The 24,683-nt window shown below is 59.9% G+C and carries 23 protein-coding genes and 1 pseudogene; 10 read left to right on the forward strand and 14 right to left on the reverse strand.

The genetic code is table 11. The annotated features are described in order from the left end of the window. Window positions 1-37: 37 nt before the first annotated feature. The 8 genes from LAB08_RS23145 to LAB08_RS23180 form a co-directional block, all read right to left on the reverse strand. Window positions 38-1,609 carry a flagellar hook-associated protein 3 gene (locus LAB08_RS23145; protein WP_096509536.1) on the reverse strand — a complete coding sequence of 524 codons (1,572 nt, stop codon included), beginning with the start codon at window positions 1,607-1,609 and terminating at the stop codon, window positions 38-40. Window positions 1,610-1,622: 13 nt separating this feature from the next. Beyond that, complete coding sequence (gene flgK, locus LAB08_RS23150; protein WP_096509535.1) at window positions 1,623-3,701, reverse strand: flagellar hook-associated protein FlgK; 2,079 nt, start codon at window positions 3,699-3,701, stop codon at window positions 1,623-1,625. Window positions 3,702-3,724: 23 nt separating this feature from the next. After that, the gene (gene flgJ / locus LAB08_RS23155) at window positions 3,725-5,017 is read right to left on the reverse strand and encodes a flagellar assembly peptidoglycan hydrolase FlgJ (RefSeq protein ID WP_096509534.1); all 1,293 of its coding nucleotides are present in this window, start codon (window positions 5,015-5,017) and stop codon (window positions 3,725-3,727) included. Window positions 5,018-5,028: 11 nt separating this feature from the next. Beyond that, the gene (locus LAB08_RS23160; RefSeq protein WP_172901659.1) at window positions 5,029-6,102 is read right to left on the reverse strand and encodes a flagellar basal body P-ring protein FlgI; all 1,074 of its coding nucleotides are present in this window, start codon (window positions 6,100-6,102) and stop codon (window positions 5,029-5,031) included. Window positions 6,103-6,144: 42 nt separating this feature from the next. After that, on the reverse strand, window positions 6,145-6,840 hold the full coding sequence (gene flgH / locus LAB08_RS23165; RefSeq protein WP_096509532.1) for a flagellar basal body L-ring protein FlgH: 696 nt from the start codon (window positions 6,838-6,840) through the stop codon (window positions 6,145-6,147). Between the two features lie 52 nt (window positions 6,841-6,892). Further along, the gene (gene flgG / locus LAB08_RS23170; RefSeq protein ID WP_096509531.1) at window positions 6,893-7,678 is read right to left on the reverse strand and encodes a flagellar basal-body rod protein FlgG; all 786 of its coding nucleotides are present in this window, start codon (window positions 7,676-7,678) and stop codon (window positions 6,893-6,895) included. A 45-nt stretch (window positions 7,679-7,723) separates the two neighbouring features. After that, the gene (locus LAB08_RS23175) at window positions 7,724-8,464 is read right to left on the reverse strand and encodes a flagellar basal body rod protein FlgF (protein WP_096509530.1); all 741 of its coding nucleotides are present in this window, start codon (window positions 8,462-8,464) and stop codon (window positions 7,724-7,726) included. Between the two features lie 312 nt (window positions 8,465-8,776). Continuing rightward, entirely contained in the window at window positions 8,777-10,336 is a 1,560-nt protein-coding gene (locus LAB08_RS23180; protein WP_096509529.1) for a sigma-54-dependent transcriptional regulator, read from the reverse strand. A 383-nt stretch (window positions 10,337-10,719) separates the two neighbouring features. Between LAB08_RS23180 and phhA the strand changes: the two genes are divergently transcribed. From phhA to LAB08_RS23205, 6 genes are all read left to right on the forward strand, one after another. Next, entirely contained in the window at window positions 10,720-11,511 is a 792-nt protein-coding gene (gene phhA / locus LAB08_RS23185; RefSeq protein WP_046816881.1) for a phenylalanine 4-monooxygenase, read from the forward strand. 104 nt (window positions 11,512-11,615) lie between these two features. Next, a complete protein-coding gene (locus LAB08_RS23190; protein WP_003222798.1) occupies window positions 11,616-11,972 on the forward strand; it encodes a 4a-hydroxytetrahydrobiopterin dehydratase in 357 nt (118 codons plus the stop codon). Beyond that, window positions 11,972-13,165, forward strand: coding sequence for an amino acid aminotransferase (locus LAB08_RS23195; RefSeq protein ID WP_096509528.1), 1,194 nt, complete (start codon window positions 11,972-11,974; stop codon window positions 13,163-13,165). Before LAB08_RS23190 ends, LAB08_RS23195 begins: the two co-directional genes overlap by 1 nt. Before the next feature lie 250 nt (window positions 13,166-13,415). Next, window positions 13,416-13,547 (forward strand): hypothetical protein, encoded by a 132-nt coding sequence (locus tag LAB08_RS30560; protein ID WP_256658579.1) that lies wholly within the window; start codon window positions 13,416-13,418, stop codon window positions 13,545-13,547. A 75-nt stretch (window positions 13,548-13,622) separates the two neighbouring features. Beyond that, on the forward strand, window positions 13,623-13,805 hold the full coding sequence (locus tag LAB08_RS23200) for a hypothetical protein (RefSeq protein ID WP_096509527.1): 183 nt from the start codon (window positions 13,623-13,625) through the stop codon (window positions 13,803-13,805). A gap of 102 nt (window positions 13,806-13,907) precedes the next feature. Then, window positions 13,908-15,101 carry an MFS transporter gene (locus LAB08_RS23205; protein WP_096509526.1) on the forward strand — a complete coding sequence of 398 codons (1,194 nt, stop codon included), beginning with the start codon at window positions 13,908-13,910 and terminating at the stop codon, window positions 15,099-15,101. Here the strand turns inward: LAB08_RS23205 and arfB are convergent. After that, window positions 15,098-15,511 carry an alternative ribosome rescue aminoacyl-tRNA hydrolase ArfB gene (gene arfB / locus LAB08_RS23210; protein WP_096509525.1) on the reverse strand — a complete coding sequence of 138 codons (414 nt, stop codon included), beginning with the start codon at window positions 15,509-15,511 and terminating at the stop codon, window positions 15,098-15,100. The two genes, LAB08_RS23205 and arfB, sit on opposite strands and share 4 nt — an antisense overlap. 87 nt (window positions 15,512-15,598) lie before the next feature. Further along, on the reverse strand, window positions 15,599-16,945 hold the full coding sequence (locus LAB08_RS23215; RefSeq protein ID WP_096509524.1) for a DEAD/DEAH box helicase: 1,347 nt from the start codon (window positions 16,943-16,945) through the stop codon (window positions 15,599-15,601). Between the two features lie 191 nt (window positions 16,946-17,136). Here LAB08_RS23215 and LAB08_RS23220 point away from each other — a divergent pair, with 191 nt between their 5' ends. Further along, window positions 17,137-18,435, forward strand: a complete 1,299-nt coding sequence (locus LAB08_RS23220) for a mechanosensitive ion channel family protein (protein ID WP_096509523.1) — start codon at window positions 17,137-17,139, stop codon at window positions 18,433-18,435. 41 nt (window positions 18,436-18,476) lie between these two features. On the opposite strand, the gene LAB08_RS23225 is transcribed toward LAB08_RS23220, so the two are convergent. The 4 genes from LAB08_RS23225 to LAB08_RS23240 form a co-directional block, all read right to left on the reverse strand. Beyond that, complete coding sequence (locus tag LAB08_RS23225) at window positions 18,477-19,952, reverse strand: S41 family peptidase (RefSeq protein ID WP_096509522.1); 1,476 nt, start codon at window positions 19,950-19,952, stop codon at window positions 18,477-18,479. An 81-nt stretch (window positions 19,953-20,033) separates the two neighbouring features. Further along, window positions 20,034-20,900 (reverse strand): carboxylate/amino acid/amine transporter, encoded by an 867-nt coding sequence (locus LAB08_RS23230; protein ID WP_096509521.1) that lies wholly within the window; start codon window positions 20,898-20,900, stop codon window positions 20,034-20,036. Between the two features lie 348 nt (window positions 20,901-21,248). Then, window positions 21,249-21,848, reverse strand: coding sequence for an FMN-dependent NADH-azoreductase (locus LAB08_RS23235; RefSeq protein WP_096509520.1), 600 nt, complete (start codon window positions 21,846-21,848; stop codon window positions 21,249-21,251). A gap of 150 nt (window positions 21,849-21,998) precedes the next feature. Next, a complete protein-coding gene (locus LAB08_RS23240; RefSeq protein WP_096509519.1) occupies window positions 21,999-22,328 on the reverse strand; it encodes a 3-phosphoglycerate kinase in 330 nt (109 codons plus the stop codon). 50 nt (window positions 22,329-22,378) lie between these two features. On the opposite strand from LAB08_RS23240, the gene LAB08_RS23245 reads away from it, so the two are divergent. From LAB08_RS23245 to LAB08_RS23255, 3 genes and pseudogenes are all read left to right on the forward strand, one after another. Next, complete coding sequence (locus LAB08_RS23245; protein ID WP_096509518.1) at window positions 22,379-23,302, forward strand: PA3225 family LysR-type transcriptional regulator; 924 nt, start codon at window positions 22,379-22,381, stop codon at window positions 23,300-23,302. A gap of 14 nt (window positions 23,303-23,316) precedes the next feature. Then, window positions 23,317-24,122, forward strand: a pseudogene (locus LAB08_RS23250) (alpha/beta fold hydrolase). Between the two features lie 3 nt (window positions 24,123-24,125). Then, the gene (locus LAB08_RS23255; RefSeq protein WP_096509516.1) at window positions 24,126-24,683 is read left to right on the forward strand and encodes a peptidylprolyl isomerase; all 558 of its coding nucleotides are present in this window, start codon (window positions 24,126-24,128) and stop codon (window positions 24,681-24,683) included.

The following is a 24,683-nucleotide window of genomic DNA, read 5'->3' on the forward strand; positions in this document are numbered from 1 at the left end:
TTAGGAAAAGACGGCTGGCAACTCGACAGGCGCAAACTCAGACTTTGTTGAACAAGCCCAACTGAGCAATCTTGCTGAAGGCCAGTTGAGAGGCCTGCAACATGGTCTGCTGCAACGTCAGGCGGGTCATCACTGCGGCGGGATCGGAGTCGCGAATCGCCGATTGGGTCTGGGTGTTGGCCAGCACCAGGCTCTGGTTGGTGTCCATCTGATTCTCCAGCGCCTGGCCACGACCACCGACCGAACTCAAGGCGCTGGACAGCTGATCGGTGCCGCTCGCCAGGTTGGCGATGCCCGAGGCCAGCGAGGCTTGCAGCTTCTGGGTGGCAATCGCGTTGCCGTTGGTGGGCGTATTCAACGCCGTCTTCAACTGGCTCACGGTGTCCAGAATGTTCTGGGTTTCGTGCGTGTTGACGGCCACACTGAACTGATCGCCGGTATCAGGCACAGGGGCGGCGGTGAAGGTGAAACTCACGCCCGACGCCGTGGCAACGCTACCGGCCATGGTGCCACTGGACACCGGCTTGCTGTTGGCGGTCAGGGGGGCTGCGTACAGATCGAAGTCGGTCGCCGAAGTGAACTTGATCACCGCTGCCCCCGACGGAAAACTGGCGTGGTAGTCGGTGGCGTTGGTGATGCTGCTGGTGGTCACCTGTGCGGCCGTCGGGTTGCCCGGGCTGCGGGTGGCCGTGAACGTGTCAGGCTTGGCGGCCAGGGTAAAGGAGTGCCCTGGCAGCACCGCACCAGGTACGTCACCGGCGCCCAGGTTGATATTCAGCGTCAGGTCGACACCACGGAAACTCACACTTTGCCCGGTCTTGCTGGTCGGATCGAACGCGCCGCCCTGGCTGGCTTCGGCCGTCACATCATTGCCGGCAGCGTCGGTGATCTTCAGTTGCGTGCCGCTGACGAAGTCCACGGTGTAGGGCTCGCCACTACGGAATTTGTTGTTGTAGCTCACGTTCGACGACACCTGGCCATTGGACAGGGTCACGCGCCCGTCATCCACGGGCGGCGAAGTCATGGTGACCTGGCTGCGACTGGTGTTGAGCGCCTGCTGGAACGCGTCCCAGCCAGTACTGTTGGTGGCCATCGACATCGTATCGCCAACGGCCAGGTCAAGGGTCACCTGGTCGCCGTTGTAGCTGTAGGTGCCGTCGTTGTTGCGCGTGAATGGCACGGTATCGCCCTTGGAACCGGCGAAGATGTATTTGCCATTCTCATCCTTGCTGTTCATCAGGCTGAGCAGTTGCTCTTCGATCTGCCCCAGCTCCGAAGCGTTGGCCTTGCGGTCCTCATCGGTGTAACCGGCGTTACCGGCACTGACGGCCAGTTCCTTGGCGCGCTGCAGCACATTGTTGATGCTGGTCATCACCGCTTCGGTCGCCCCCAGGGTCCCCTTGATGGTGGTGGCATTGGCCTGGTACTGATCGAGCATCGAAGCCTGCTGGCCCAACTGCAGCAGGCGCGAGGCACCCACCGGATCATCGGCGGCGGTATTGACGCGAACGAGGCTGCTGGCCTCTTCGCTGCTCTTGACCACGTTGGCGAAGTTACGCTGGTAGTTCGCAGCCGAGGACTCGTAAAACTGGGCGGTAGAAATGCGCATGGGCTACGACTCCTTAAAGACTGTTGATCAGTGTGCTGAAGATTTCCTGCGCAGCCTTGATGATCTGCGAAGACGCGGTGTAGTACTGCTGATACTTGACCAGGTTGCCGGTTTCTTCGTCGAGATCGACACCCGACAGCGAATCGCGAGCACTCTTGGCGTTCGCCAGGATGGCGTCGGTCGCCGCGCTGTCGAGCTTGCCCTGAGCGGCCTTGGCACCGACACCCTCGACCAGTTTGCCGTAGGCATCGGTCAGGGAAATGCCCTTGCTGGCGGAAGCGGTGTCCACGGTCTGCGCGGTTTGCAGGCCCGCCAGTGCGGTGCCGTTACGGTTGTCCAGCGTGCCCGGCTGACTGAGCGAAACGTTGATCGCGGCGCCCTTGAGAGGCGCGCCGGCGATGGTCATGTCGAAGTTCGCGGTGTACTGGGTGGCGGGCGCCGGCGGGATCGGTGCACCCGTGGCATCCTTGAGCGGTATGCTCAGGCTCAGGGTGTTGTTCTCGCCGGGCTTGATGGTGCCACTGCTGATGACGCCGCCATTGGCATCCAGGAACTGGTAGGTCTGGCTGGTACCGTCGGCAGATACGTCACCAAACACCACCTTGGTCGGCGTGGAGTTTTTCAGGCCGTTCTGCATCGCGGTGGTGGTGGCCGGGTCGTAGATGTCGAACTTGGTGGTCAGGGTCGGTTGACCGCTGGCCGGAATCGTCAGCGTGCCGCTGGAGCCCGGCGCAATCGCTGCGCCCAGGGGTGCCGCGATGGCCAGGCGCTTGGAGTCGGTCATCTCGGTCTTGATGTTCGTCGCCGCATTGCGGGTCGGGGTGATCTTGAAGGTATCGCCGGCGGCGGCGGTGTCGCCGGGAGCCGGAGTGCCACCCGTCAGCGTCAGGGAGAAACCGTCAATGACCGGCGGCGGCGTCGTCGTCGTGTTGAAGGCGCCCATGGGCGTGTTGTCCGGCAGGCGCTGAACGGTGTAGTCGGTGGCGCTGGTGAACGTGACCTTGTAGTCATTGATGGTCAGTTTGCCGCTGTCCTCGATGCTCACGTTGAAGTTGCCGGTACCCGGCGAGTTGCCGATGGTCGCGATACTGCGCTGAGACATCTGGGCCGCACTGTTGACGCTGTTGAACAGCGTCGAACCGAAGTCACCGTTCTTGTCGATGCCCTGGGCCTGGAGGCTGTTCATCTGATCGGCAACGACCAGGGCCACGCGTCCCAATTCGTTCATGGCCGGGTCCAGCACAGTGCTGCGATAACGCAGCAGACCGCCAATCTCGCCGCCGGTCATGATCGGCGTGATGTCAATGGTGCTCGAACCGCGATTGAGCTGCAGCGCCAGGCGACCCGGATCGTCCTTGCTCGGCACCGCCTCGAGTTTGTTTACCGTGTTGCCCATGACCAGCGGCTGTCCGCTGCCCAGGTAAATGTCGAGGCTGCCTTCACGCTCCACCACTTGCGCACCGGTGAAGGTCGACAGTTGGCGCACGGTTTCGTTACGGGCGTCGAGCAGCTCGTTCGGCATGCCGCCGGTACTCGAAACTTCGGAGATCTTCTGGTTCAACTGCGCCACGGTTGCGGCCAGTTTGTTGACCTGATCCGCCATGTTCGTCAGGTTGCCGTTGATATTGGCATTCTGCTGGGACAGCTGCGCGGACATCGAATTGAAGCGGTTGCTCAAGGCCTGGGCATCGCTGAGCAGCAATTGACGGGAAGCGTCGTCACCGGGTTTGGCATTGACGTTCTGCACCGAAGCAAAAAACTTGGTCAGTGCGCCGTTCAAGCCGGTGCCACTGTCCGAAAGCAGTTTGTCCAGCGGCGTCACCTGGCCCAGGTACGCGGCCGAGTCACTGTTGAGCGAAGTGGTGGTCTGCAACTGCGCATCGAGGTAGCTGTTGTACACCCGACGCACATCGGCCAGCGTGGTGCCGGTGCCGATGTACACATTGCCGAACTGCTGCGAGGCCTTGGTGCCCTGCACTGTTTGCTGGCGTGAGTACCCGGCGGTGTCGACGTTGGCAATGTTGTTGCCGGTGGTCATCAACGAGGATTGGCCAGCGGCCAGACCCGACATTCCGATGTTGAGCAAACTCATGGTTCAGACCTTATACCTTGTGTCTATAAAGGCGTCGTGGAAGCGCCCGCCGCGGCGTAGTTCTGGTAGCTCGTCATTTGCCGGGCTATCTGCGAAATCTTGCTTGCGTAGTTCGGGTCGGTTGCGTAACCGGCCTTTTGCAACTCGCGTACAAACTGTTCCGGGTTATCGGCCGACTTCACGACATCTTGATAACGATTGTTCGATTGCAGCAGCGTCACCAGGTCGTGGAAGCTGTCCTTGTAAGAGGCGTAGGAACGGAACTCGGCCGTCTCCTTGACCATCTCGCCGTTCCTGAATTCGCTGGTGATCGCCCGCGCCGAATCGCCCTGCCAACTGCTGCCGGTCTTGATGCCGAACAGGTTGTGACTGCTGCTGCCATCCTGGGCGCGCATGACCGATTTGCCCCAACCGGTTTCCAGGGCAGCCTGGGCCACCAGGTAACGCGGATCGACGCCGATGCGGTCGGCGGCTTCCTTGGCCATCGGTAGCATGGTGTTGACGAATTCGTCGGCGGAACTGAAGGCTTTCTTCGCCGGCGCCAGGGGAATCTGGGCGATGGCGCGACCGTGAATCTGCAAGCCACCGCCGGCAGCGACCTGGGCATTCGCCAGCCAGTCGCCGTTGAACAGAGGGCCCGTGCCGGTCGGCGTGGTGCGTTCCGGCAATGGGGTCTTGTTGACCGCCGCGACCGCCGCCGTGGTCGCCGGCGTGGCGGAAGGCACCAGGCCTGCCAGCAGCCGATCCGCCAGTTTCGGCGGCAATGCCAGGCGACGCTGATTGATCATTGCCATGTCATTGCGGTGCGTGCCCTCGCCTGTCGGTGCCTTGACCGAACGCGAAGCCCACAGCGGACGCTCGCCATTGACCCGCGACAGCGGCCCGTTGGTGGCCACCGTACCGGCGGCCACTGGCGTTTGCGCAGCAGCCTTGGCGGCCTCCTGCTTGGCGGCAGACAAGGCGGCCGCCTCACCCGGCGCCAGCGGCTTGTTCTTCGACATCTGGCGCATCAGCACGTCCGCCAGGCCAATACCACCGCCCTCGCGGGACATGGAAACGGCCAGTTGCTGGTCGTACATTTCCTGATACTGCTTGGCTTCAGGCGTGTTGAGGGGGTTGTCCTTTCCCAGCGCTTCGGTGGCCGAGCGCATGGACTTGAGCATCTCGCCGAGGAACAGCGATTCGAATTCCTGCGCGACCTTGCGCATGTTCGCGTCACTGTTCTTGTCGCCGACCTTGAGCTGATTCAGCCGGTTCAGGTCGGAAAACGCACCCGAATCGCTGCTGCTGACACGACCGCTCTTGTACATATCCATGTTCGCCGTCCTCAGATCACGATCAGGTCGGCCTGCAAGGCGCCGGCCTGTTTCAGTGCTTCGAGAATGGCCATCAAGTCACCCGGCGCTGCGCCGACCTGGTTCACCGCACGCACGATTTCGTCGAGGGTGGTGCCCGGACCGAACTTGAACATCGGCTTGGCTTCCTGCTGGGCGTTGACCCGCGAGCGCGGCACGACCGCCGTCTGGCCATTGGACAGAGGCCCGGGCTGGCTCACGATCGGGTCTTCAGTGATGGTTACGGTCAGGCTGCCGTGGGTGACGGCGGCCGGGGACACCTTGACGTTCTGCCCGATCACGATGGTGCCGGTGCGGGAGTTGATGATGACTTTCGCCACCGCCTGGCCCGGATCGATTTCAAGGTTCTCGAGGATCGACAGGTAGTCGACACGCTGGCTCGGGTCCAGTGGCGCGGTGACACGAACCGAACCGCCATCGATGGCCTGGGCCACGCCCGGGCCGAGCATGTCGTTGATCTTGTCGACGATGCGCTTGGCCGTGGTGAAGTCGGAACGGTTGAGGTTCAGGGTCAGGCTATTGCCCTGGTTGAAACCGCTCGGCACCGCTCGCTCGACCGAAGCACCACCCGGGATGCGTCCGGCCGACGGAACGTTGACCGTAATCTTCGAACCGTCACGCCCTTCGGCATCGAAACCGCCGACCACCAGGTTGCCCTGGGCCACTGCATAGACGTTGCCGTCGATACCCTTGAGCGGCGTCAACAACAACGTACCGCCACGCAGGCTCTTGGAGTTACCGATGGACGAAACCGTGATGTCGACCTGCTGACCCGGCTTGGCAAACGCCGGCAGATCGGCACTGATCGACACCGCCGCGACGTTCTTCAACTGCACGTTGCCCGAACCTGGCGGCACCTTGATGCCGAACTGCGAGAGCATGTTGTTGAAGGTCTGCAGGGTGAAGGGCGTCTGGGTCGTCTGGTCGCCGGTACCGTTAAGCCCGACCACCAGGCCGTAACCGATCAACTGGTTGGAGCGCACGCCGGAAATGCTGGCGATATCCTTCAGGCGCTCGGCTTGAGCGTTGAAAGCCGCGGACAGCATCAAAGCGGCAACGATGAGACTTCTGAAATTCAACGTAGCCACCTAGAAAGGGAACAGCGGGCTGAGGAAGAAACGGTCGAACCAGCCTGGCTGACTCGCATCGGCAAACGAACCGGTGCCCGAGTAGGTGATGCGCGCATCGGCGACACGGGTCGACGACACGGTGTTGTCGGTAGAGATGTCATCGGCGCGAACCAGGCCGGCAATCCGCACCAGCTCATCGCCGGTGTTGAGGGTCATCCACTTCTCGCCGCGCACCGCGATAATGCCGTTGGGCAACACATCGGCAACGGTCACGGTGATCGAGCCGGTCAGGGTATTGCCCTGCGCCGCCTTGCTGTCGCCCTTGGTCGCGCGGTCGCCTTCATACGCGGCGTTCAGGCTCAGGTCGCCATCACCGAACGGGTTGTTGGTGTTGGGCGTGGAGCCGAACAGCGAGGTCAGGCCGATGCTGGTCTTGCTGTTCTTGCCAATTTGCGAGTTGGCGTTTTTGCTGGCCTGGGTCTTCTCGTTCAGGGTGATGGTGATGATGTCACCGACCCGGAACGCCTTACGGTCGCTGTACAGGTTCTGTTCGAAACCGGCCTGATAGATCGAGCCGTTGTTCGCCGCCGCCGGCAACGGCGTGCGCGGCAACACCGGGGCGTAGTAAGGGTCATTGGGCTTGGGTGTCGCAGGCACGCAACCTGCGAGCGCGGCTATCCCACTCAGTGCCAGAACAGATACATAGCGTTTCATGACCCTACCTCACGGTGTTGCAGGCGGCCTCATGGCCGCCTCATAGACTTGATTACAGATTCTGCGTTACGAACGAGAGCATCTGGTCGGCGGTGGAAATCACCTTGGAGTTCATCTCGTAGGCACGCTGAGTGGTGATCATGTTGACCATCTCCTCAACGGTGCTGACGTTGGAGGTTTCCAGGGTGTTCTGCAGCGTGGTACCGAAACCGGCCAGGCCCGGGGTGCCGACTTGCGGTGCGCCACTGGCGGCGGTTTCCAGGAACAGGTTGTTACCCACCGCTTGCAGGCCGGCCGGGTTGATGAAGTCGGCGGTTTGCAGGTTGCCGATCACCTGGGCAGCAGGGTTGCCGGCCACGGTGATGGACACGGTGCCGTCGCGGCCGACGGTGAAGGTCTGGGCGTCGTTCGGAATGACGATGGCCGGCTCCAGGGCGAAGCCGCTGGCGTTGACGATCTGGCCGTTGGAGTCCAGGTGGAACGTACCGTCACGGGTGTAGGCCGTGGTGCCGTCCGGTTGCAGGATCTGGAAGAAACCACGACCGTCGACGGCCATGTCCAGCGGCTGATCGGTGGTTTGCAGGCTGCCGGCGGTGAAGTTTTTCTGGGTGCCAACGATGCGCACACCGGTACCCAGTTGCAGACCCGACGGCAGTTCGCTGTCCTGGGTCGACTGGGCGCCTGGCTGACGCTTGATCTGGTAGAGCAGGTCCTGGAACTCGGCACGGTCACGTTTGAAACCCGTGGTCGACACGTTGGCCAGGTTGTTGGAAATGGTGGTCAGGTTGGTGTCCTGGGCGGACAGACCGGTTTTGGCAACCCATAGAGCCGGAAGCATTCGATTCTCCTCGTGCGCCTGTTTTACGGCGCGACGTTCTGGTAATTAGCTGATCTGCAAGACCCGAGCCATGGCCTGGTCGTCTTCTTTGGCGGTGTTCATCATCTTGATGTGCAGCTCGAACTGCTTGGACAAAGCCAGTACCGAGGTCATTTCGTCCACGGCATTGACGTTGCTCGACTCAAGGAAACCGGACACCAGCTTGACGTTCGCATCGGCTTGCGCCGGCTTGCCGTCCTTGGTGTGGATCGATCCGTCCAGGCCCTTGGTCATGTTCTTGATGTCCGGGTTGACCAGCTTGATGCGGTCGACTTCCGCCATGACGCGGGGACCTTCGCCCATCGCCCGGATGCTGATGGTGCCGTCCTCGCCCACTTCGATCTGCTGCTCGGGCGGCACGGCGATCGGGCCACCGTTGCCGATCACCGGCATGCCGTTGCCGGCGCGCAGCACACCCAGGGCGTCCACCACCAGGCTGCCGGTGCGCACGTAGCTTTCACCGCCATCAGGGTTCTGCACGGCCAGCCAGCCGTTGCCTTGCACGGCGACATCGAGGTCGCGGCCGGTTTCCACCAGGGCGCCCGGGGAGAAGTCGGTGGCCGGACGTTCAGACATGGCAAACGCACGCGCCGGAAAGCTGTCACCGAACACCGGCATCGAACGCGCCTGCTCCAGATCTTTCTGGAAACCATTGGTGGAGATGTTCGCGAGGTTGTTGGCATGAGCCTTTTGCGCCAGTGCATTCTGGCTGGCGCCGGTCATTGCCACGTAAAGGTACTTGTCCACACTCTTTCCTCTGCCTGCCGGACGTTTGCCGCCCACTGCTGTACTCATCAGCCACAAGCAATTTGCAGACCAATTTGATTTCGGTGATGCGAGACCCCGTAAACAAAGGACTTGAGGGGTTCTGAGGGGATCAGGGGAATTGTGTCGGAGACGAAAAACCGGCGGTGTCATGCCGGTGGGTGGCAAGGCTTGACCTGGGTGATGGCCACTACCGCTATCGCGAGCAGGCTCGCTCCTACAGTTGGATCGCGTATTCCCTGTAGGAGCGAGCCTGCTCGCGATGAGGCCGGCATTAATAAAGTAAGCCCTCGGCTATGACTCGCTCTTGCCAACCTCATACTCGCGCAACTTGTTGGCAATGGTGGTATGGGATACCCCCAACCGCTTGCCCAACTGCCGGCTGCTTGGATGCTCGGAATACAACCGCTCCAGCACTGCTTTCTCGAAGCGCCCGACAATCTCGTCCAGCCCACCCTCCAGGGAAAAATCCCCCAGTGGCTGGCGCACGCCATAGTCCGGCAAGCGAATGTGTTCTGCCTTGACCGTGCCGCCGTCGCACAGGGAAACGGCCTGGAACAGCACGTTCTCCAGTTGCCGCACGTTGCCCGGCCAATGGTAATGACTGAGCCGATCCATGGCCGCCGGGGCCAGTTTGGGCAGCGGACAACCAATCTGTCGGCTGGCCTGATCGAGGAAGTGCTCCACCAGCGGCGGCAAACCGTCGAGGCATTCACGCAGTGGCGGGATGTGCAGCGACAGCACATTCAAGCGGTGATACAGGTCCTGACGAAACTCGCCACGGGCGCACAATTCGGACAGGTCGACCTGGGTCGCACAGATCACCCGCACATCGAGGTAGACCTCTTCATCGCTGCCCACACGACGGAAGCAGCCGTCCTGCAAAAAGCGCAGCAGTTTCACCTGCAACCGAGGACTCATTTCGCCGACGCCATCGAGAAACAGCGTACCGCCCGCCGTCAGTTCCAACAGCCCAAGCTTGCCTTCGGCCCGCGCGCCCTCGAAGGCACCGGGGCCGTAGCCGAACAATTCAGTCTCGGCCATCGACTCCGGCAGACCCGCACAGTTGAGCGCCATCAACGGCGATTGCCCACGGGGGCTGGCCAGATGGCAAGCCCGCGCCAGCAACTCTTTGCCGGTGCCGGTTTCGCCTTCTATCAAAAGCGGCGCATCCAGTGGCGCCATGCGTCGTGCTTCACGCACTACAGCAGCCATCACTTTCGAGCTTTGAAAGATGCTGTCGAAGCCGCGCAGCTCCTGTTTGCGCACGTTGTAGATGCGCTCGCCCACCCGGTCGGCGCGGTGCAGCGTCAACACCGCACCGGCCATGGCTTCACTGTCGTCATGCTCCGATTGCAATGGCGCGATGTCGGCCAGAAACACATCACCCTTGACCTTGACCCGCAGCCCGTTGATCCGCGACTTGTTGGCACGCACCAGTTCCGGCAAATCGAAATCTTCGGCATAGCGGGACAACGGAATCCCTGGCACTTCATCGACACGTACGCCGAGCAACTGCGCCGCTGCGCGATTCGCCGCGACGATGGAGCCACCCATATCAATCGACAGCACCGGGAACTCCAGGGCGCCAAGCAAGGCGTTGAGCTCCATGTGCCGACGCTCGCTGGGCATCAACCCTACGCGCTTGACACCGAAGACCCCGGCAATCGCCTCGAACTTCGGGCGCAACGCCTGGAACTGGATGTTGATCAGGTTGGGACAGTGCAGGTAGATCGCATTGCCGTGCTCGCCCCCCACCTCGCCGCGGGCGACGTTGATGCCGTACTCCACCAACAGATTGAGAATGTCGCGCAGGATGCCGATGCGGTTCTGGCAGTGGACTTTGATACGCATATAAAGGCCCGAAAAAACGGTGAGTTTGGTGTGCAACCATGTAGGAGCGAGCCTGCTCGCGATGGACGTTAACGAAAACGCGCTCTTCCTGAATAAACGCGGTTCCCTCGACTCCATCGCGAGCAGGCTCGCTCCTTCAGTGATTATTTTCTGCTGAGGCGCTCAGATAGTCGTCAAGATTATGTGACAGTTGAACGGCTTTTCCCACCTGCCAATCTCAACATCTGCGCGACAACCGGCGATACGTAACGAAAACTTTACGATTAATAAGGCGTTTTCCTGCGCAAGAGGCGGAACACCGGCTGCAAAGCGGCGAACAATGGATTATTCCTAGGTCCATAGCAGTACATAACAAGAACGAATCCCCCTAGCAGGAGAGCAGCATGAAGCAGACGCAATACGTGGCTCGCGAGCCCGATGCGCATGGTTTTATCGACTACACCGCCGAAGAACACGCGGTGTGGAACACGCTGATCACCCGCCAACTGAAGGTGATCGAAGGGCGTGCGTGCCAGGAATACCTGGACGGTATCGAAAAACTCGGTCTGCCCCACGACCGCATTCCGCAACTGGGCGAGATCAACAAGGTTCTCGGTGAAACCACCGGCTGGCAGGTTGCGCGCGTTCCCGCGCTGATCCCTTTCCAGACCTTTTTTGAATTGCTCGCCAGCAAGCAGTTTCCAGTGGCGACCTTTATTCGCACCCGCGAAGAGCTGGACTACTTGCAGGAGCCGGACATTTTCCATGAGATCTTCGGCCACTGCCCGCTGCTGACCAATCCATGGTTCGCTGAATTCACCCACACCTACGGCAAACTTGGCCTGCAGGCTTCCAAGGAAGAACGCGTGTACCTGGCGCGCCTGTACTGGATGACCATCGAATTCGGCCTGCTCGATACCCCGCAAGGCCAGCGCATCTACGGTGGCGGCATCCTGTCTTCGCCGAAAGAAACCGTGTACTGCCTGTCGGACGAACCTGAGCATCAGGCGTTCGATCCACTGGAATGCATGCGCACGCCGTACCGCATCGACATCCTGCAGCCCCTGTACTTTGTCTTGCCGAATCTCAAGCGCCTGTTCGACCTGGCCCACGAAGACATCATGGGCATGGTCAAGCAAGCCATGCAGATGGGTTTGCACGCACCGAAGTTTCCGCCAAAACCAAAAGCCGCCTGAACCGCTGCTTTTACGATCAAGTGAGTCTGTCAGTAATTTGCGCTTTGCTTTAGCGTGAGCACACTGGCGACCGATTTCCATTTTTTCGATTTCAGGAATTCATCATGTCCACATTGAACCAAGCCCACTGCGAAGCCTGCCGCGCCGATGCCCCACAAGTCAGCGACGAAGAACTGCCGATCCTGATCAAGCAGATCCCGGACTGGAACATCGAAGTACGCGACAGCATCATGCAACTGGAAAAAGTCTTCCTGTTCAAAAACTTCAAACACGCACTGGCGTTCACCAACGCTGTCGGCGAAATCTCCGAAGCCGAAGGTCACCACCCTGGCCTGCTGACCGAGTGGGGCAAAGTCACCGTGACCTGGTGGAGCCACTCGATCAAGGGCCTGCACCGCAACGACTTCATCATGGCTGCACGCACTGACGAAGTGGCCAAGACAGCAGAAGGACGCAAGTAATGCACTTCGACGCCATCGGCCGGGTGCCCGGCGATCCGATCCTCGGCCTGATGGAGGCCTATGCGCAGGATCCGAACCCGCGCAAGTTCGACCTTGGCGTCGGTGTCTACAAGGATGCCCAGGGCCTGACGCCGATTCTTGAGTCGGTGAAGCTGGCCGAGGCGCGGCTGGTGGATGGCCAAAGCACCAAGACCTACATTGGCGGCCATGGCGAACCCGCGTTCGGCAAGGTCATCAATGAATTGGTGCTCGGCGCTGACTCAACGCTGATCCGCGACAAACGTGCCGGCGCCACCCAGACGCCGGGCGGCACCGGTGCGTTGCGCCTGAGCGCCGACTTCATCGCCCAGTGCCTGCCCGGCCGCGGCGTGTGGTTGAGCAATCCGACCTGGCCGATCCACGAAACCATTTTCGCCACGGCAGGGGTCAAGGTCAGTCACTACCCGTACGTCGGCAGCGACAACCGTCTCGACGTCGAGGCGATGCTGGCAGTGCTCGACCAGGCGCCCAAGGGCGATGTGGTGCTGCTGCACGCCTGCTGCCATAACCCGACGGGGTTCGATCTGTCCCATGACGATTGGCGTCGGGTGCTGGACGTCGTGCGTCGGCGCGAACTGTTGCCGCTGATCGACTTCGCCTACCAGGGCTTTGGCGATGGGCTGGAGCAGGACGCCTGGTCGACCCGGCTGTTTGCCGCCGAGTTGCCGGAAGTGTTGATCACCAGTTCCTGCTCGAAGAACTTCGGCCTGTACCGCGACCGCACCGGTGCCTTGATTGTCTGTGCGAAAACCGCGGACAAACTGGTGGACATTCGCAGTCAGCTGGCCAACATCGCCCGCAACCTGTGGTCGACGCCGCCGGACCATGGCGCTGCCGTGGTGGCGACCATTCTTGGCGATCCGCAGCTGAAACAGCTGTGGACCGACGAAGTGGAAACCATGCGCTTGCGGATTGCCCAGCTACGCAGCGGTCTGCTGGAAGCGCTTGAACCCCATGGGTTGCGCGAACGCTTTGCACACATCGGCGTGCAGCGCGGAATGTTTTCCTACACCGGATTGACGCCGGATCAGGTCAAGCAACTGCGCGATCACCACAGTGTGTACATGGTCGGCACAGGCCGGGCGAACGTGGCCGGGATTGATGCCACGCGTCTGGATTTGCTGGCTGAGGCGATCGCCAAGGTCTGCATATAACCCTGTAGGAGCGAGCCTGCTCGCGATGGACGCCAGAACACCGCGGGGTGTCAAACACCCTGCGTTATCGTTGACGTTTTTCGCGAGCAAGCTCGCTCCTACAGTTATTTCGACCTGTCTATACAAGCCCATCCGTCGAAACAAATGGATATAAAAGTCTATTTGTCATTTCCCGTGCTGTATCCTTAGCAAGCTTTCTAAAAGCGCGGATCTACCAGATCTGTCAACAGACTTAGCGAGGAGCGCGACTATGCACGAGATTCCTAATCTCCCCTTCCCAAGCCTGCACGTACCTGAGCAGACAACCACGCAACAAGCCGGTGCCCAAAAGCCCCAGCCGAAAGAAGCCACTGACAGCCGCCAGGCTGACAGCGAAGACTGAAACACCCGCCGTACAGACCGTGTGGAAAGCGCTAACATGCGCTTTCCACACTGCCTGAACCGTGAGCCCTCCCCCATGACCGATGAATTCAGCGAAGAGCAAGCCAGCGTTCTGATCGGCACCGCGGAGAAAATGATCGAGATCTGGAACCGCCTCTCTCCCGAAAAACAAGCTGCGTTACTCGCCCGCTTCGGCAGCGAAGAAAATGCGCTCGCCGCCCTGGTCACCACGCAACTGGTAGCGCCCGCCAAGCCCTGACGGATCCGTCAGGCAAATAGTTTTACTTTTTACCCTCCACGAACGTTTGCACCGTTATCATAAGCAGCCTATCTAATCCTGCTTTCCCGTGGACTTCTCCCCATGTCAGAAAACCAGCGCCCCCTGGCGGTCACGCTGCAAGTTGTCTCCATCGTCCTGTTCACCTTTATCGGCTACCTGAATATCGGCATTCCCCTGGCGGTATTGCCCGGCTACGTCCACAGCGACCTGGGCTTCGGCGCGGTGATTGCGGGGCTGGTGATCAGCGTGCAATACCTCGCCACCCTGCTCAGCCGTCCCTACGCCGGGAAGATCATCGATAACAAGGGCAGCAAACTGGCAGTGATGTATGGCCTGGCCGGTTGCGGTTTGAGCGGCGTGTTCATGCTGATTTCGGCATGGACCCACAACCTTCCCATGCTGAGCCTGCTCAGCCTGCTGCTCGGCCGCCTGGTGCTCGGCAGCGCGGAAAGCCTGGTGGGTTCCGGCTCCATTGGCTGGGGCATCGGCCGGGTCGGTGCGGCGAACACCGCCAAGGTCATCTCCTGGAACGGCATCGCCAGCTACGGCGCATTGGCGGTCGGCGCGCCGCTGGGCGTATGGCTGGTCGGTCAGCTGGGGTTGTGGAGCATGGGCGTGAGCATTGTGCTGCTGGCCATGCTCGGGCTGCTGCTGGCCTGGCCAAAAACCGCCGCGCCCATCGTGGTCGGTGAACGCTTGCCGTTCATGCACGTGCTTGGGCGGGTGCTGCCCCACGGTTGCGGCCTGGCGTTGGGCTCCATCGGTTTCGGCACCATCGCCACGTTCATCACCCTGTATTACGCCACCCGGCACTGGGATAACGCGGTGTTGTGCCTGAGCCTGTTCGGCGCCAGCTTCATCGGCGCGCGGCTGTTGTTCGGCAACCTGATCAATCGCCTGGGAGGCTTTCGCGTGGCGATTGCTTGCCTGTCGGTGGAAACCCTGGGCCTGTTGCTGCTGTGGCTGGCACCCGATGCTCACTGGGCACTGGCGGGCGCGGCGTTGAGCGGCTTTGGCTTCTCCCTGGTGTTTCCGGCGCTGGGGGTGGAAGCGGTCAATCTGGTGCCCGCGTCGAGTCGTGGTGCGGCCGTCGGCGCTTATTCACTGTTCATTGATTTGTCGTTGGGGATCACCGGGCCATTGGCCGGCGCGGTGGCGGCGGGGTTCGGTTTTGCGTCGATCTTCCTGTTCGCCGCGCTGGCCGCGATCAGCAGCCTGATGCTGTGCATTTACCTGTACCGGCAGGCGCCGAAACATCGCGAAGCCCGCGGCTAGAAATCCACCTTGCCGCGCCCGGCCTTGATGTTGCCGCGTTTGCTCTTGGATTCGAGCCGACGGGTCTTCGAACCGAGGGTCGGCTTGGTCGGGCGGCGCTTCTTTTCGACCTTGGTGGCACTGAGTATCAACTCGACCAGACGCTCCAGCGCATCGGCGCGGTTCTGCTCCTGGGTACGATATTGCTGGGCCTTGATGATCAACACGCCTTCGCTGGTGATGCGACTGTCACGCAGCGCCAGCAGCCGCTCCTTGTAGAACTCGGGCAAGGACGAGGCCGGGATATCGAAGCGCAGGTGCACGGCGCTGGAGACCTTGTTGACGTTCTGCCCACCGGCGCCCTGGGCGCGGATGGCCGTCAACTCGATCTCGGCATCCGGCAACTGCACGTTGTTGGAAATCACCAGCATGGCAAATCACTACCTCAGGTCTATGCGTCATCTAAACAAAAATGCCCGTATCTGGCGATACGGGCATTTTTTGTTTAGCCAGGGTGCTTATTCAGCAGCCGGCTCTTGCGGCTTGCGGCGCTTGAGCGGGGCCATGCCATCCTTGCTGACCAGCGACGGCGCTTCGGCCTTCGGACGGTTGGCGCTCTTGCGCTTGGTCGGGGTCTTGGCGGCGACTTTTTTCTTGTCGCCCTTGGCGTCAGTCTTTTTCTTCTTCACGCCAACAGCCTTGCCCGAGGCCTTGACCTTTTTCGGTCCGCCGTAGGTGCCTTTGACTTCCTTGATGGTGCGGCGCTCGAAGCTTTGCTTGAGGTAGCGCTCGATGCTCGACATCAGGTTCCAGTCGCCGTGGCAGATCAGCGAGATGGCCAGGCCATCGTTGCCGGCGCGGCCGGTACGACCGATACGGTGGACGTATTCGTCACCGCTGCGTGGCATGTCGAAGTTGATCACCAGGTCCAGGCCATCGACGTCCAGGCCGCGAGCCGCAACGTCGGTCGCCACGAGGATCTTCACCCCGCCCTGCTTCAGACGGTCGATCGCCAGTTTGCGATCCTTCTGGTCCTTGTCGCCGTGCAGCACGAATGCCTTGTATTCCTGTGCCACCAGGCGCCCGTAGATACGGTCAGCCATGGCCCGGGTGTTGGTGAAGACGATGGCCTTCTGATAGGTCTCGTTGGCCAGCAACCAGTTGACGATCTGTTCTTTGTGCTGGTTGTGGTCGGCGGTGATGATTTGCTGACGGGTGGTTTCGTTCAGCTGGCTGACCGCGTTGAGCTGCAGGTGCTCGGGGTTGTTCAATACCTTGGCGACCATCTCGCGCAGGCCCGAACCACCGGTGGTGGCGGAAAACAGCATTGTCTGCTGACGATTGGTGCACTCGTCCACCAGACGCTGCACGTCTTCGGCGAAGCCCATGTCGAGCATGCGGTCGGCTTCGTCGAGCACCAGCACTTCGACTTCCTTGAGGTCAAGGTTGCCGGCGTTCAGTTGCTCGATCATCCGGCCCGGCGTACCGATCAGGATGTCCGGCACCTTGCGCAGCATGGCGGCCTGGACCTTGAAGTCTTCACCGCCGGTAATCAGGCCGGACTTGATGAAGGTGAACTGCGAGAAGCGCTCAACTTCTTTCAAGGTCTGCTGGGCCAGTTCGCGGGTTGGCAGCAGGATCAGGGTCTTGATGCTGACGCGGATTTTGGCCGGGCCGATCAGGCGGTTGAGGATCGGCAAAACGAAGGCGGCGGTTTTGCCGCTGCCGGTTTGCGCTGTCACCCGCAGGTCACGTCCCTGGAGCGCCAGCGGAATAGCCGCTGCTTGCACAGGCGTTGGCTCGACAAATTTCAGTTCGGCCACGGCTTTGAGCAGGCGTTCGTGCAGGGCGAATTCGGAAAACACGGGTGCTACCTCGAAGAAATACAAAAAATCAGCTGCATAGGGTAACGGTTTCGAGCGCGTAGGCCGAGTTTCTTTATGCAATCGACAGCAAACAGTGGCTTTTTTGTTGCCTGATTTGTCCCGGAACGTAATACAAAGCGTCTTAAATGCTCTAATCGCCCGTCGCGCCTTACAGAAGAATCGTTTCTCCCATGGATATCAAACAGCTCTGGCTCAACGCCCAAGACCTTTGGGGTGCCCTCGATCAGCACCCGCTCCTGCATGCCAGCCTGGCATTGGTCGTGCTTTTGGTGATCGCCCTGGTGCTCGGACGAGTGGCACGCTATCTGATTCTGCATGCCAGCCGAATGCTCGGTCGTCAGCCTGCCTTGCACTGGATCAACGATTTTCGCCACAACAAGGTGTTCCAGCGCCTCGCACAGATGACGCCGTCGCTGGTGATCCAGTTCGGCCTGCACCTGGTGCCGGAGCTGAGCAAAACCGCGATGATCTTTCTTGGCAACGTGGCGCTGGCGTTCACCATCCTGTTCCTGATGCTGGCGGTGAGCGCGCTGCTCAGTGCCTTGCTCGACATCTACGCCCGCACTGAACACGCGCGCACCCGCTCGATCAAAGGCTACGTGCAACTGACCAAGATGGTCTTGTACGTGTTCGGGGCAATCATCATCGTCGCCACCCTGATCGACCGCTCGCCGTTGTTGTTGCTGTCGGGTCTGGGTGCCATGTCGGCAGTGATTCTATTGGTCTACAAGGACACCCTGCTGTCCTTCGTTGCCAGCGTGCAATTGACCAGCAACGACATGCTGCGGGTCGGCGACTGGATCGAAATGCCACAGGTCGGCGCCGATGGCGATGTGGTGGACATCACCCTGCACACGGTGAAGGTGCAGAACTTCGACAAGACCATCGTTTCCATCCCGACCTGGCGCCTGATGTCCGAGTCGTTCAAGAACTGGCGTGGCATGCAGCAATCCGGTGGTCGACGGATCAAGCGCAGCCTGTTCATCGACGCCAGCGGTGTGCGATTCATCCGCGATGACGAAGAGCAGAAACTGTCCCAGGTGCATTTGCTGACGGACTACATCAGCCGCAAACAGGCTGAACTCAAGGCCTGGAATGAAGCCCAGGGCAACGTCGCAGCCATGTCGGCCAACCGTCGGCGCATGACCAACATCGGGACATTTCGCGCCTATGCCCTGGCGTACCTGAAGAGTCACCCGGAGGTCCAGCCGAACATGACCTGCATGGTTCGGCAGATGCAGACCACAGCCCAGGGCATTCCGCTGGAAATCTACTGTTTCACCCGCACCACGGCATGGGCCGATTACGAGCGAATCCAGGGGGATATTTTCGACTACCTGCTGGCGGTGCTGCCAGAGTTCGGGTTAAGCCTCTATCAGCAGCCCAGCGGCACGGATTTACGCGCCGGCTTGTTGCCGGCAGTGCTGGGTGCCAGCCATATTCCCGAGCCGGAAAAACACATCATGTAGCACCCGTCTTGCGGCGCGCATCATCAATGGCGCCGTTGCGGTCATAATTTATCGAGCACCCACTGTTGAACGGCGGCTGTATCGTTTATATCCCCGTCAAAAATGAACCGGGGATCATAACTTTGATTATTGCCTCGCGTTCGGCCTCTCCATACCTTTAACGGTAGCCAGAACCGGGCGCCACTCGGCAACGTTTGAGCGCCGATATCGATATAAAGCGTATCGGCGCTCGTGGGTAAACCAAAATGAATAACCCCCGGAACAGCAAGCACGACGTCCGCAAAATCGAGACAGGCACTTGCGCAAAATGAGTCAGTCACCAGTGCAAGCTGACCTTTGAAACCCTGGTCATTGGCGCCTCTCGCGCCCTCTTGATCAACCGAAGAAGTGCCCGGCTGTCGCAACCAGTCTTTTTTCTGGTGAAGGGCAGATTCCATCGATCGGGTTAAACCGAAAACAAACCTATACGGCTCACTGTTTTTCCCATAGTCGCTTTCCATGGCAGTGAGCGCTTTATTGAGCGTTGAGAGCGCAAAAGGCGAAACACGCCACATCGCATACGCATGAGAAGACTCATCCAGGCTTTTTACCCGCTGCGAGCCTAATAGAGCAGACAGTATTTCAGCCCCCACCAAACTGTTACCGCCGCGATTACCTCGTGTATCAAGCACCACCACCCTGGCATCATCGATACGCTTGATGGCTTCGAGCATTTTATCGAGGGAAGCATTCTCGGCGGCTGACGGCATGAAGTTTGATGCCTGTATCCAATACCGCCCGCCTCCCAGATCCTGGAGGGTTTGGGGTGGTTGTGGCTGACGCAGTAAAGCTTCCAACTGCCCGTGATCTTCTTGCCATAACAGCGAAAAGTGTTGCCTGACGCCATTCGGGAGAACAACCAGACAACTTTTTGACAAGACCCTCGCCAGCACGGGGTAACTGGCATCATCGACCGTTAACTGTTTGGCCAAATGCATCCAGGTCGACGTTAGATTCAGTCTGCGATCAACATAAGGCGATATATCGCTCTCCAGCATCTCGCGGACTGGTTTGTTATCACAGGCTATAACCCTGGAACCTAGCGGCGGTAACGGCACAGGCCAATTTTTAGCGACGTGCTTTACGACGAAATTCTGCCCCTGCATATCCAGAAGAAAGCCAGCCCAGGAAGAATTCCCTGAATTGTTTTGACTCAGGCCAAGGTGTCCGTCCTTGAAGCCTGCAATGTAAAAATCAAGAACGGCTTGGGAGTCTTTCCTTGAGTTGACACGTTTGGACAGCTCACTCGCTTCCAGGAAGCCCTGTTCAACCCAGTCTGTAAACGCCTGGTTATTACTGTCCAAGACGCCAGGATGAGCAGTGACGACCAGTTGCCGCATGACCAGAAGGTCATTGATCGTTGATTGCTTCCAATCTTTTGTACCCGCTTGTTCAGCCAACACAGCTTCTGGAATTGACACCATCAAGCCAGCCCACAGGCAGACACCCACAGCCATTGTTTTGCACGCATATTTCATGCTGCCATTCCCTTGGTTCTTCCGCTGTCCATGGCTTACCAGCCCGTTTGCGGGTCCAACTGCCGCACCCTGCGGCAGCGCCTACACGAATTTGGCTACGCGCCGGATGCCCAAACGACTGATCCACACCGCCAGCAGAATCACACCACCGCCAAGGAGCAACCGTCCCAGTTCTTCATGCTGATTCCAGATCAGCAGATTGATCAGCAATCCGACCGGCACATGCAGGTTGTTCATCACTGCCAATGTTCCGCCATTGACCAGGCACGCGCCTTTGTTCCACCAGTACAACCCCAAGGCAGTCGAGACCAGGCCGAGGAACAGCAGCACGCCCCATTGCAGCGGTGCTTCAGGCAGGAAGTTCTGTTTGCCGAACAACAGAAATGCCGGCAATGCCACCGCCAGCGCGCCCAGATAGAAGTAGCCGAAGCGCCGATAATGCGGCAGGTCGCTCGGGTGCCGCGCCACCAGATGCTTGTAGAGCACCTGCCCGGCGGCATAGGTGAAGTTGGCCAGCTGCAGCAACAGAAAGCCCATGAAGAAATCCGGGTTGATCCGGTCATATCGAATCACCGCCGCGCCCGCGACCGCCACCAGTGCAGCGATCAATGCCCAGGGATTGAAGCGGCGATTGAGCGCATCTTCGATCAGGGTTACGTGCAACGGCGTGAGGATGGTGAACAACAACACTTCCGGCACCGTCAACACACGGAAACTCAAGTACAGGCAAACGTAGGTCACACCAAACTGCAACGCGCCGATCAGCAACATGCCGCGCATGAAGGCCGGTTCCACCGAGCGCCAGCGCGTCAGTGGAATAAACACCAGTCCGGCCAGCAGCACGCGCACCAGTACCGCGAAGTAACTGTCGACATGACCGGCAAGGTATTCGCCGATCAGACTGAAGGAAAACGCCTGGATCAGCGTGACAAAAAGTAGATAGCCCATGCTCGCCTCGTTTCGAATGGCGGCGACGATAGCGGTTTTTGTCTTTCACTGCGAATCATCAGGCAACACACAAATTCCCTTGTGGGAGCGAGCCTGCTCGCGAAGAGGGAGTGTCAGTCGACATCATTGTTGCCTGACCTACCGCATTCGCGAGCAGGCTCGCTCCCACAGGGGTGAAGTGGATACTCCGTAAATCCCGGGCAAAAAAAAGCCCGATCTCGCTAAAGCGTTCAATCGGGCCAGGGCACTCAGGAGCAATAAGTGCAAAGGGAGGTTCGATGCGCGTACAGGCTTGAAGGGTTGCGCCAGGTCACTAGACCATCCAGCGATTATCTGGCGATTAACCGGTCAGGCCACCTGCGAAAGCTTGGCATTGGCCTGGTTCAGGCCCTTCTCCTGGAAGCCACCGCCCAGGTTCATGCCTTCGGCGTGAATGAACGTGACGTCGTGGATGCCGATGAAGCCCATGACCTGACGCAGGTAGGGTTCCTGGTGATCCGATGGCGCGCCGGCATGGATGCCGCCGCGAGCGGTCAGCACATAGGCGCGCTTGCCATTGAGCAAACCCTGGGGACCGGTTTCGGTGTACTTGAAGGTCACGCCGGCACGCAGCACATGATCGAGCCAGGCTTTGAGGGTGCTCGGAATGGCGAAGTTGTACATCGGTGCGGCCATGACCAGCACGTCGGCGGCCAGCAATTCGTCGGTCAACTGGTTGGAGCGTTCCAGGGACAGTTGTTCAATGTCACTGCGCTGATCGGCAGGTTTCATCCAGCCACCCAGCAGATTGATGTCCAGGTGCGGCACCGGGTTGACGGCCAGGTCACGAACGGTGATCTGGTCCTGAGGATGCGCGGCTTTCCACTGGTTGATGAAGGTCTGGGTCAGTTGACGGGAAACCGAGTCTTGCTGACGGGCACTGCTTTCGATGATCAGAACGCGGGACATGGGATGTAGGCTCCATCTGAGAATGCTGTAAGTCGATGGAGTGAAGGTTAAACAGAGTCATATCGATGAAAAAGCGCAAATAACTGCTATAACCCATCAATAAATTCGTTTATAAGCGGAGCATAGCCAGCTGGCCTGCTCCGCTGGAGGTCATTTCGGCTTGCAGGTCATGCTGATGTACAGCTTGATGATTTTGCGATTGAACTTGGCTGACAGGTCGGCGCTTTTGCCGGCATCCAGATTGACCCTGCGCGTCTTTGGCGATTCGGGGCCATTGCGGAACACCACCGCGCATTCGGCAGGGATCTCACCATAGTTGTTCACGGTGATCGAACCCAGATCGTAATCGGAGGCGTAAGTGGTGTAGTCGATCTTCAGGCCATTGAGTTCTTTTTGTACATCGATCGGATAAGCAAACGCAGTCAGCGGCAACATCGCCAGCAGCACAAAGCCTGATTTAAAAAAAAACAGTTTTTTCATTCAGCAGTCTCCAATAAGAACTGCGCAGCTTAGGACAAGAGGAGCTCCACATGAAAGCGCCCCGCGTGACCCTTGATCAATGGCGAACGCTTCAGGCCGTGGTCGACCACGGTGGTTTCGCCCAGGCCGCCGAAGCGCTGCACCGCTCGCAATCGTCAGTCAGTTACACCGTGGCGCGCATGCAGGACCAGCTCGGCGTGCCGCTGTTGCGCATCGACGGGCGCAAAGCGGTGCTCACCGAAGCCGGTGGCGTGCTGTTGCGCCGATCCCGGCAACTGGTGAAACAGGCCAGCCAGCTGGAAGACCTGGCCCACCACATGGAACAAGGCTGGGAAGCCGAAGTGCGCCTGGTGGTCGACGCCGCGTACCCCAGCGCCCGCCTCGTCCGCGCGCTGACCGCCTTCATGCCGCAAAGCCGCGGCTGCCGGGTGCGTCTGCGCGAAGAGGTGTTGTCAGGCGTCGAGGAAGTATTACTGGAAGGCGTAGCCGATCTGGCCATTACCGGCTTGAGCATCCCGGGTTACCTGGGCGCGGAATTGAGCGATGTCGAATTCGTCGCGGTCGCCCACCCCGAACATCCCCTGCACCGCCTGAACCGTGAACTGAATTTCCAGGACCTGGAAAGCCAGATGCAGGTGGTGATCCGCGACTCCGGTCGCCAGCAACCGCGAGATGTCGGCTGGCTCGGCGCCGAACAACGCTGGACCGTCGGCAGCCTGGCCACCGCCGCCACCTTCGTCAGCAGTGGCCTGGGGTTCGCCTGGTTGCCCAGGCACATGATTGAACGCGAACTTCGAGAAGGCACGCTCAAGCTGCTACCGTTGGATCAAGGCGGGAGCCGCAACCCGAGTTTTTACCTGTATTCGAACAAGGACAAACCGCTCGGGCCGGCAACCCAGATCCTCATCGAACTGCTGCGTACTTTCGACACTGCGCCGCTGGACGCACCTTTCGCGGCCCCTGAACAAGCCTGACACGGAGTGTACCCATGGCCTATTTCGAACACGAAGGTTGTAACCTGCACTATGAGGAATATGGCCACGGCACGCCGTTGCTGCTGGTCCACGGCCTGGGTTCCAGCACGCTGGACTGGGAAAAACAGATCCCCGCGCTGGCGACGCGCTACCGGGTGATCGTCCCCGATGTACGCGGTCACGGTCGCTCCGACAAACCTCGCGAGCGCTACAGCATCGCCGGGTTCAGCGCCGATCTCGTCGCACTGATCGAGCATCTGAATCTCGGCCCGACCCATTACGTGGGCTTGTCCATGGGCGGCATGATCGGCTTTCAACTGGCTGTGGATCAGCCGCAACTGCTCAAGAGCCTGTGCATCGTCAACAGCGCGCCCGAAGTCAAACTGCGCAGCCGCGATGATTACTGGCAGTGGTTCAAACGCTGGAGCCTGATGCGCGTCCTCAGCCTGCGCACCATTGGCGAGGCGCTGGGCGGCAAATTGTTCCCCAAGCCCGAGCAGGCGGATTTGCGACAAAAGATGGCCGACCGCTGGGCAAAAAACGACAAACATGCTTATCTCGCCAGCTTCGATGCAATCGTTGGCTGGGGGGTTCAGGAACGACTGTCGAAGGTGTCCTGTCCAACCCTCATCGTCAGCGCCGACCGTGACTACACACCGGTCTCGCTGAAGGAAAACTACACAAGACTGCTGCCCGATGCGCGGCTGGTGGTGATCGCCGATTCCCGTCACGCCACGCCGCTGGACCAGCCCGAACGCTTCAACCAGACACTGCTCGAGTTTCTCACCGCAGTCGATACCACCCCACTCAGGATCACTGACCCATGCTGAAAAAAATCGCCCTCGCCGCCGGCTCCGTTCTGTTTGCCGCCAACCTGATGGCGGCAACGCCTGCCACGGCGCCGCATGTCCTGCTGGAAACCACCAATGGCCCAATCGAAATCGAACTGGACCCGGTCAAGGCCCCGATCAGTACCAAGAACTTCCTTGATTACGTGGACAGCGGCTTCTACAACAACACGATTTTCCACCGCGTGATTCCGGGCTTCATGGTCCAGGGCGGCGGCTTCACCCAACAAATGCAGCAAAAAGACACCAAGGCGCCGATCAAGAACGAGCACAAGAACGGCCTGGCCAACGTTCGCGGCACCTTGTCCATGGCCCGTACCTCGGTACCGGATTCGGCCACCAGCCAGTTCTTCATCAACGTCAAGGACAACGATTTCCTCGATCAGGGTGACGGCTACGCGGTGTTCGGCAAAGTGGTCAAAGGCATGGATGTGGTCGACATCATCGTCAATACGCCCACCACCATGCGTGGCGGCATGAAGGATGTGCCGGCCGACCCGGTGTTCATCAAGTCGGCCAAACGCATCGACTAA

Source organism: Pseudomonas izuensis, from assembly GCF_002356535.2.
In the GTDB taxonomy this organism is placed as follows: Bacteria; Pseudomonadota; Gammaproteobacteria; order Pseudomonadales; family Pseudomonadaceae; genus Aquipseudomonas; species Aquipseudomonas izuensis.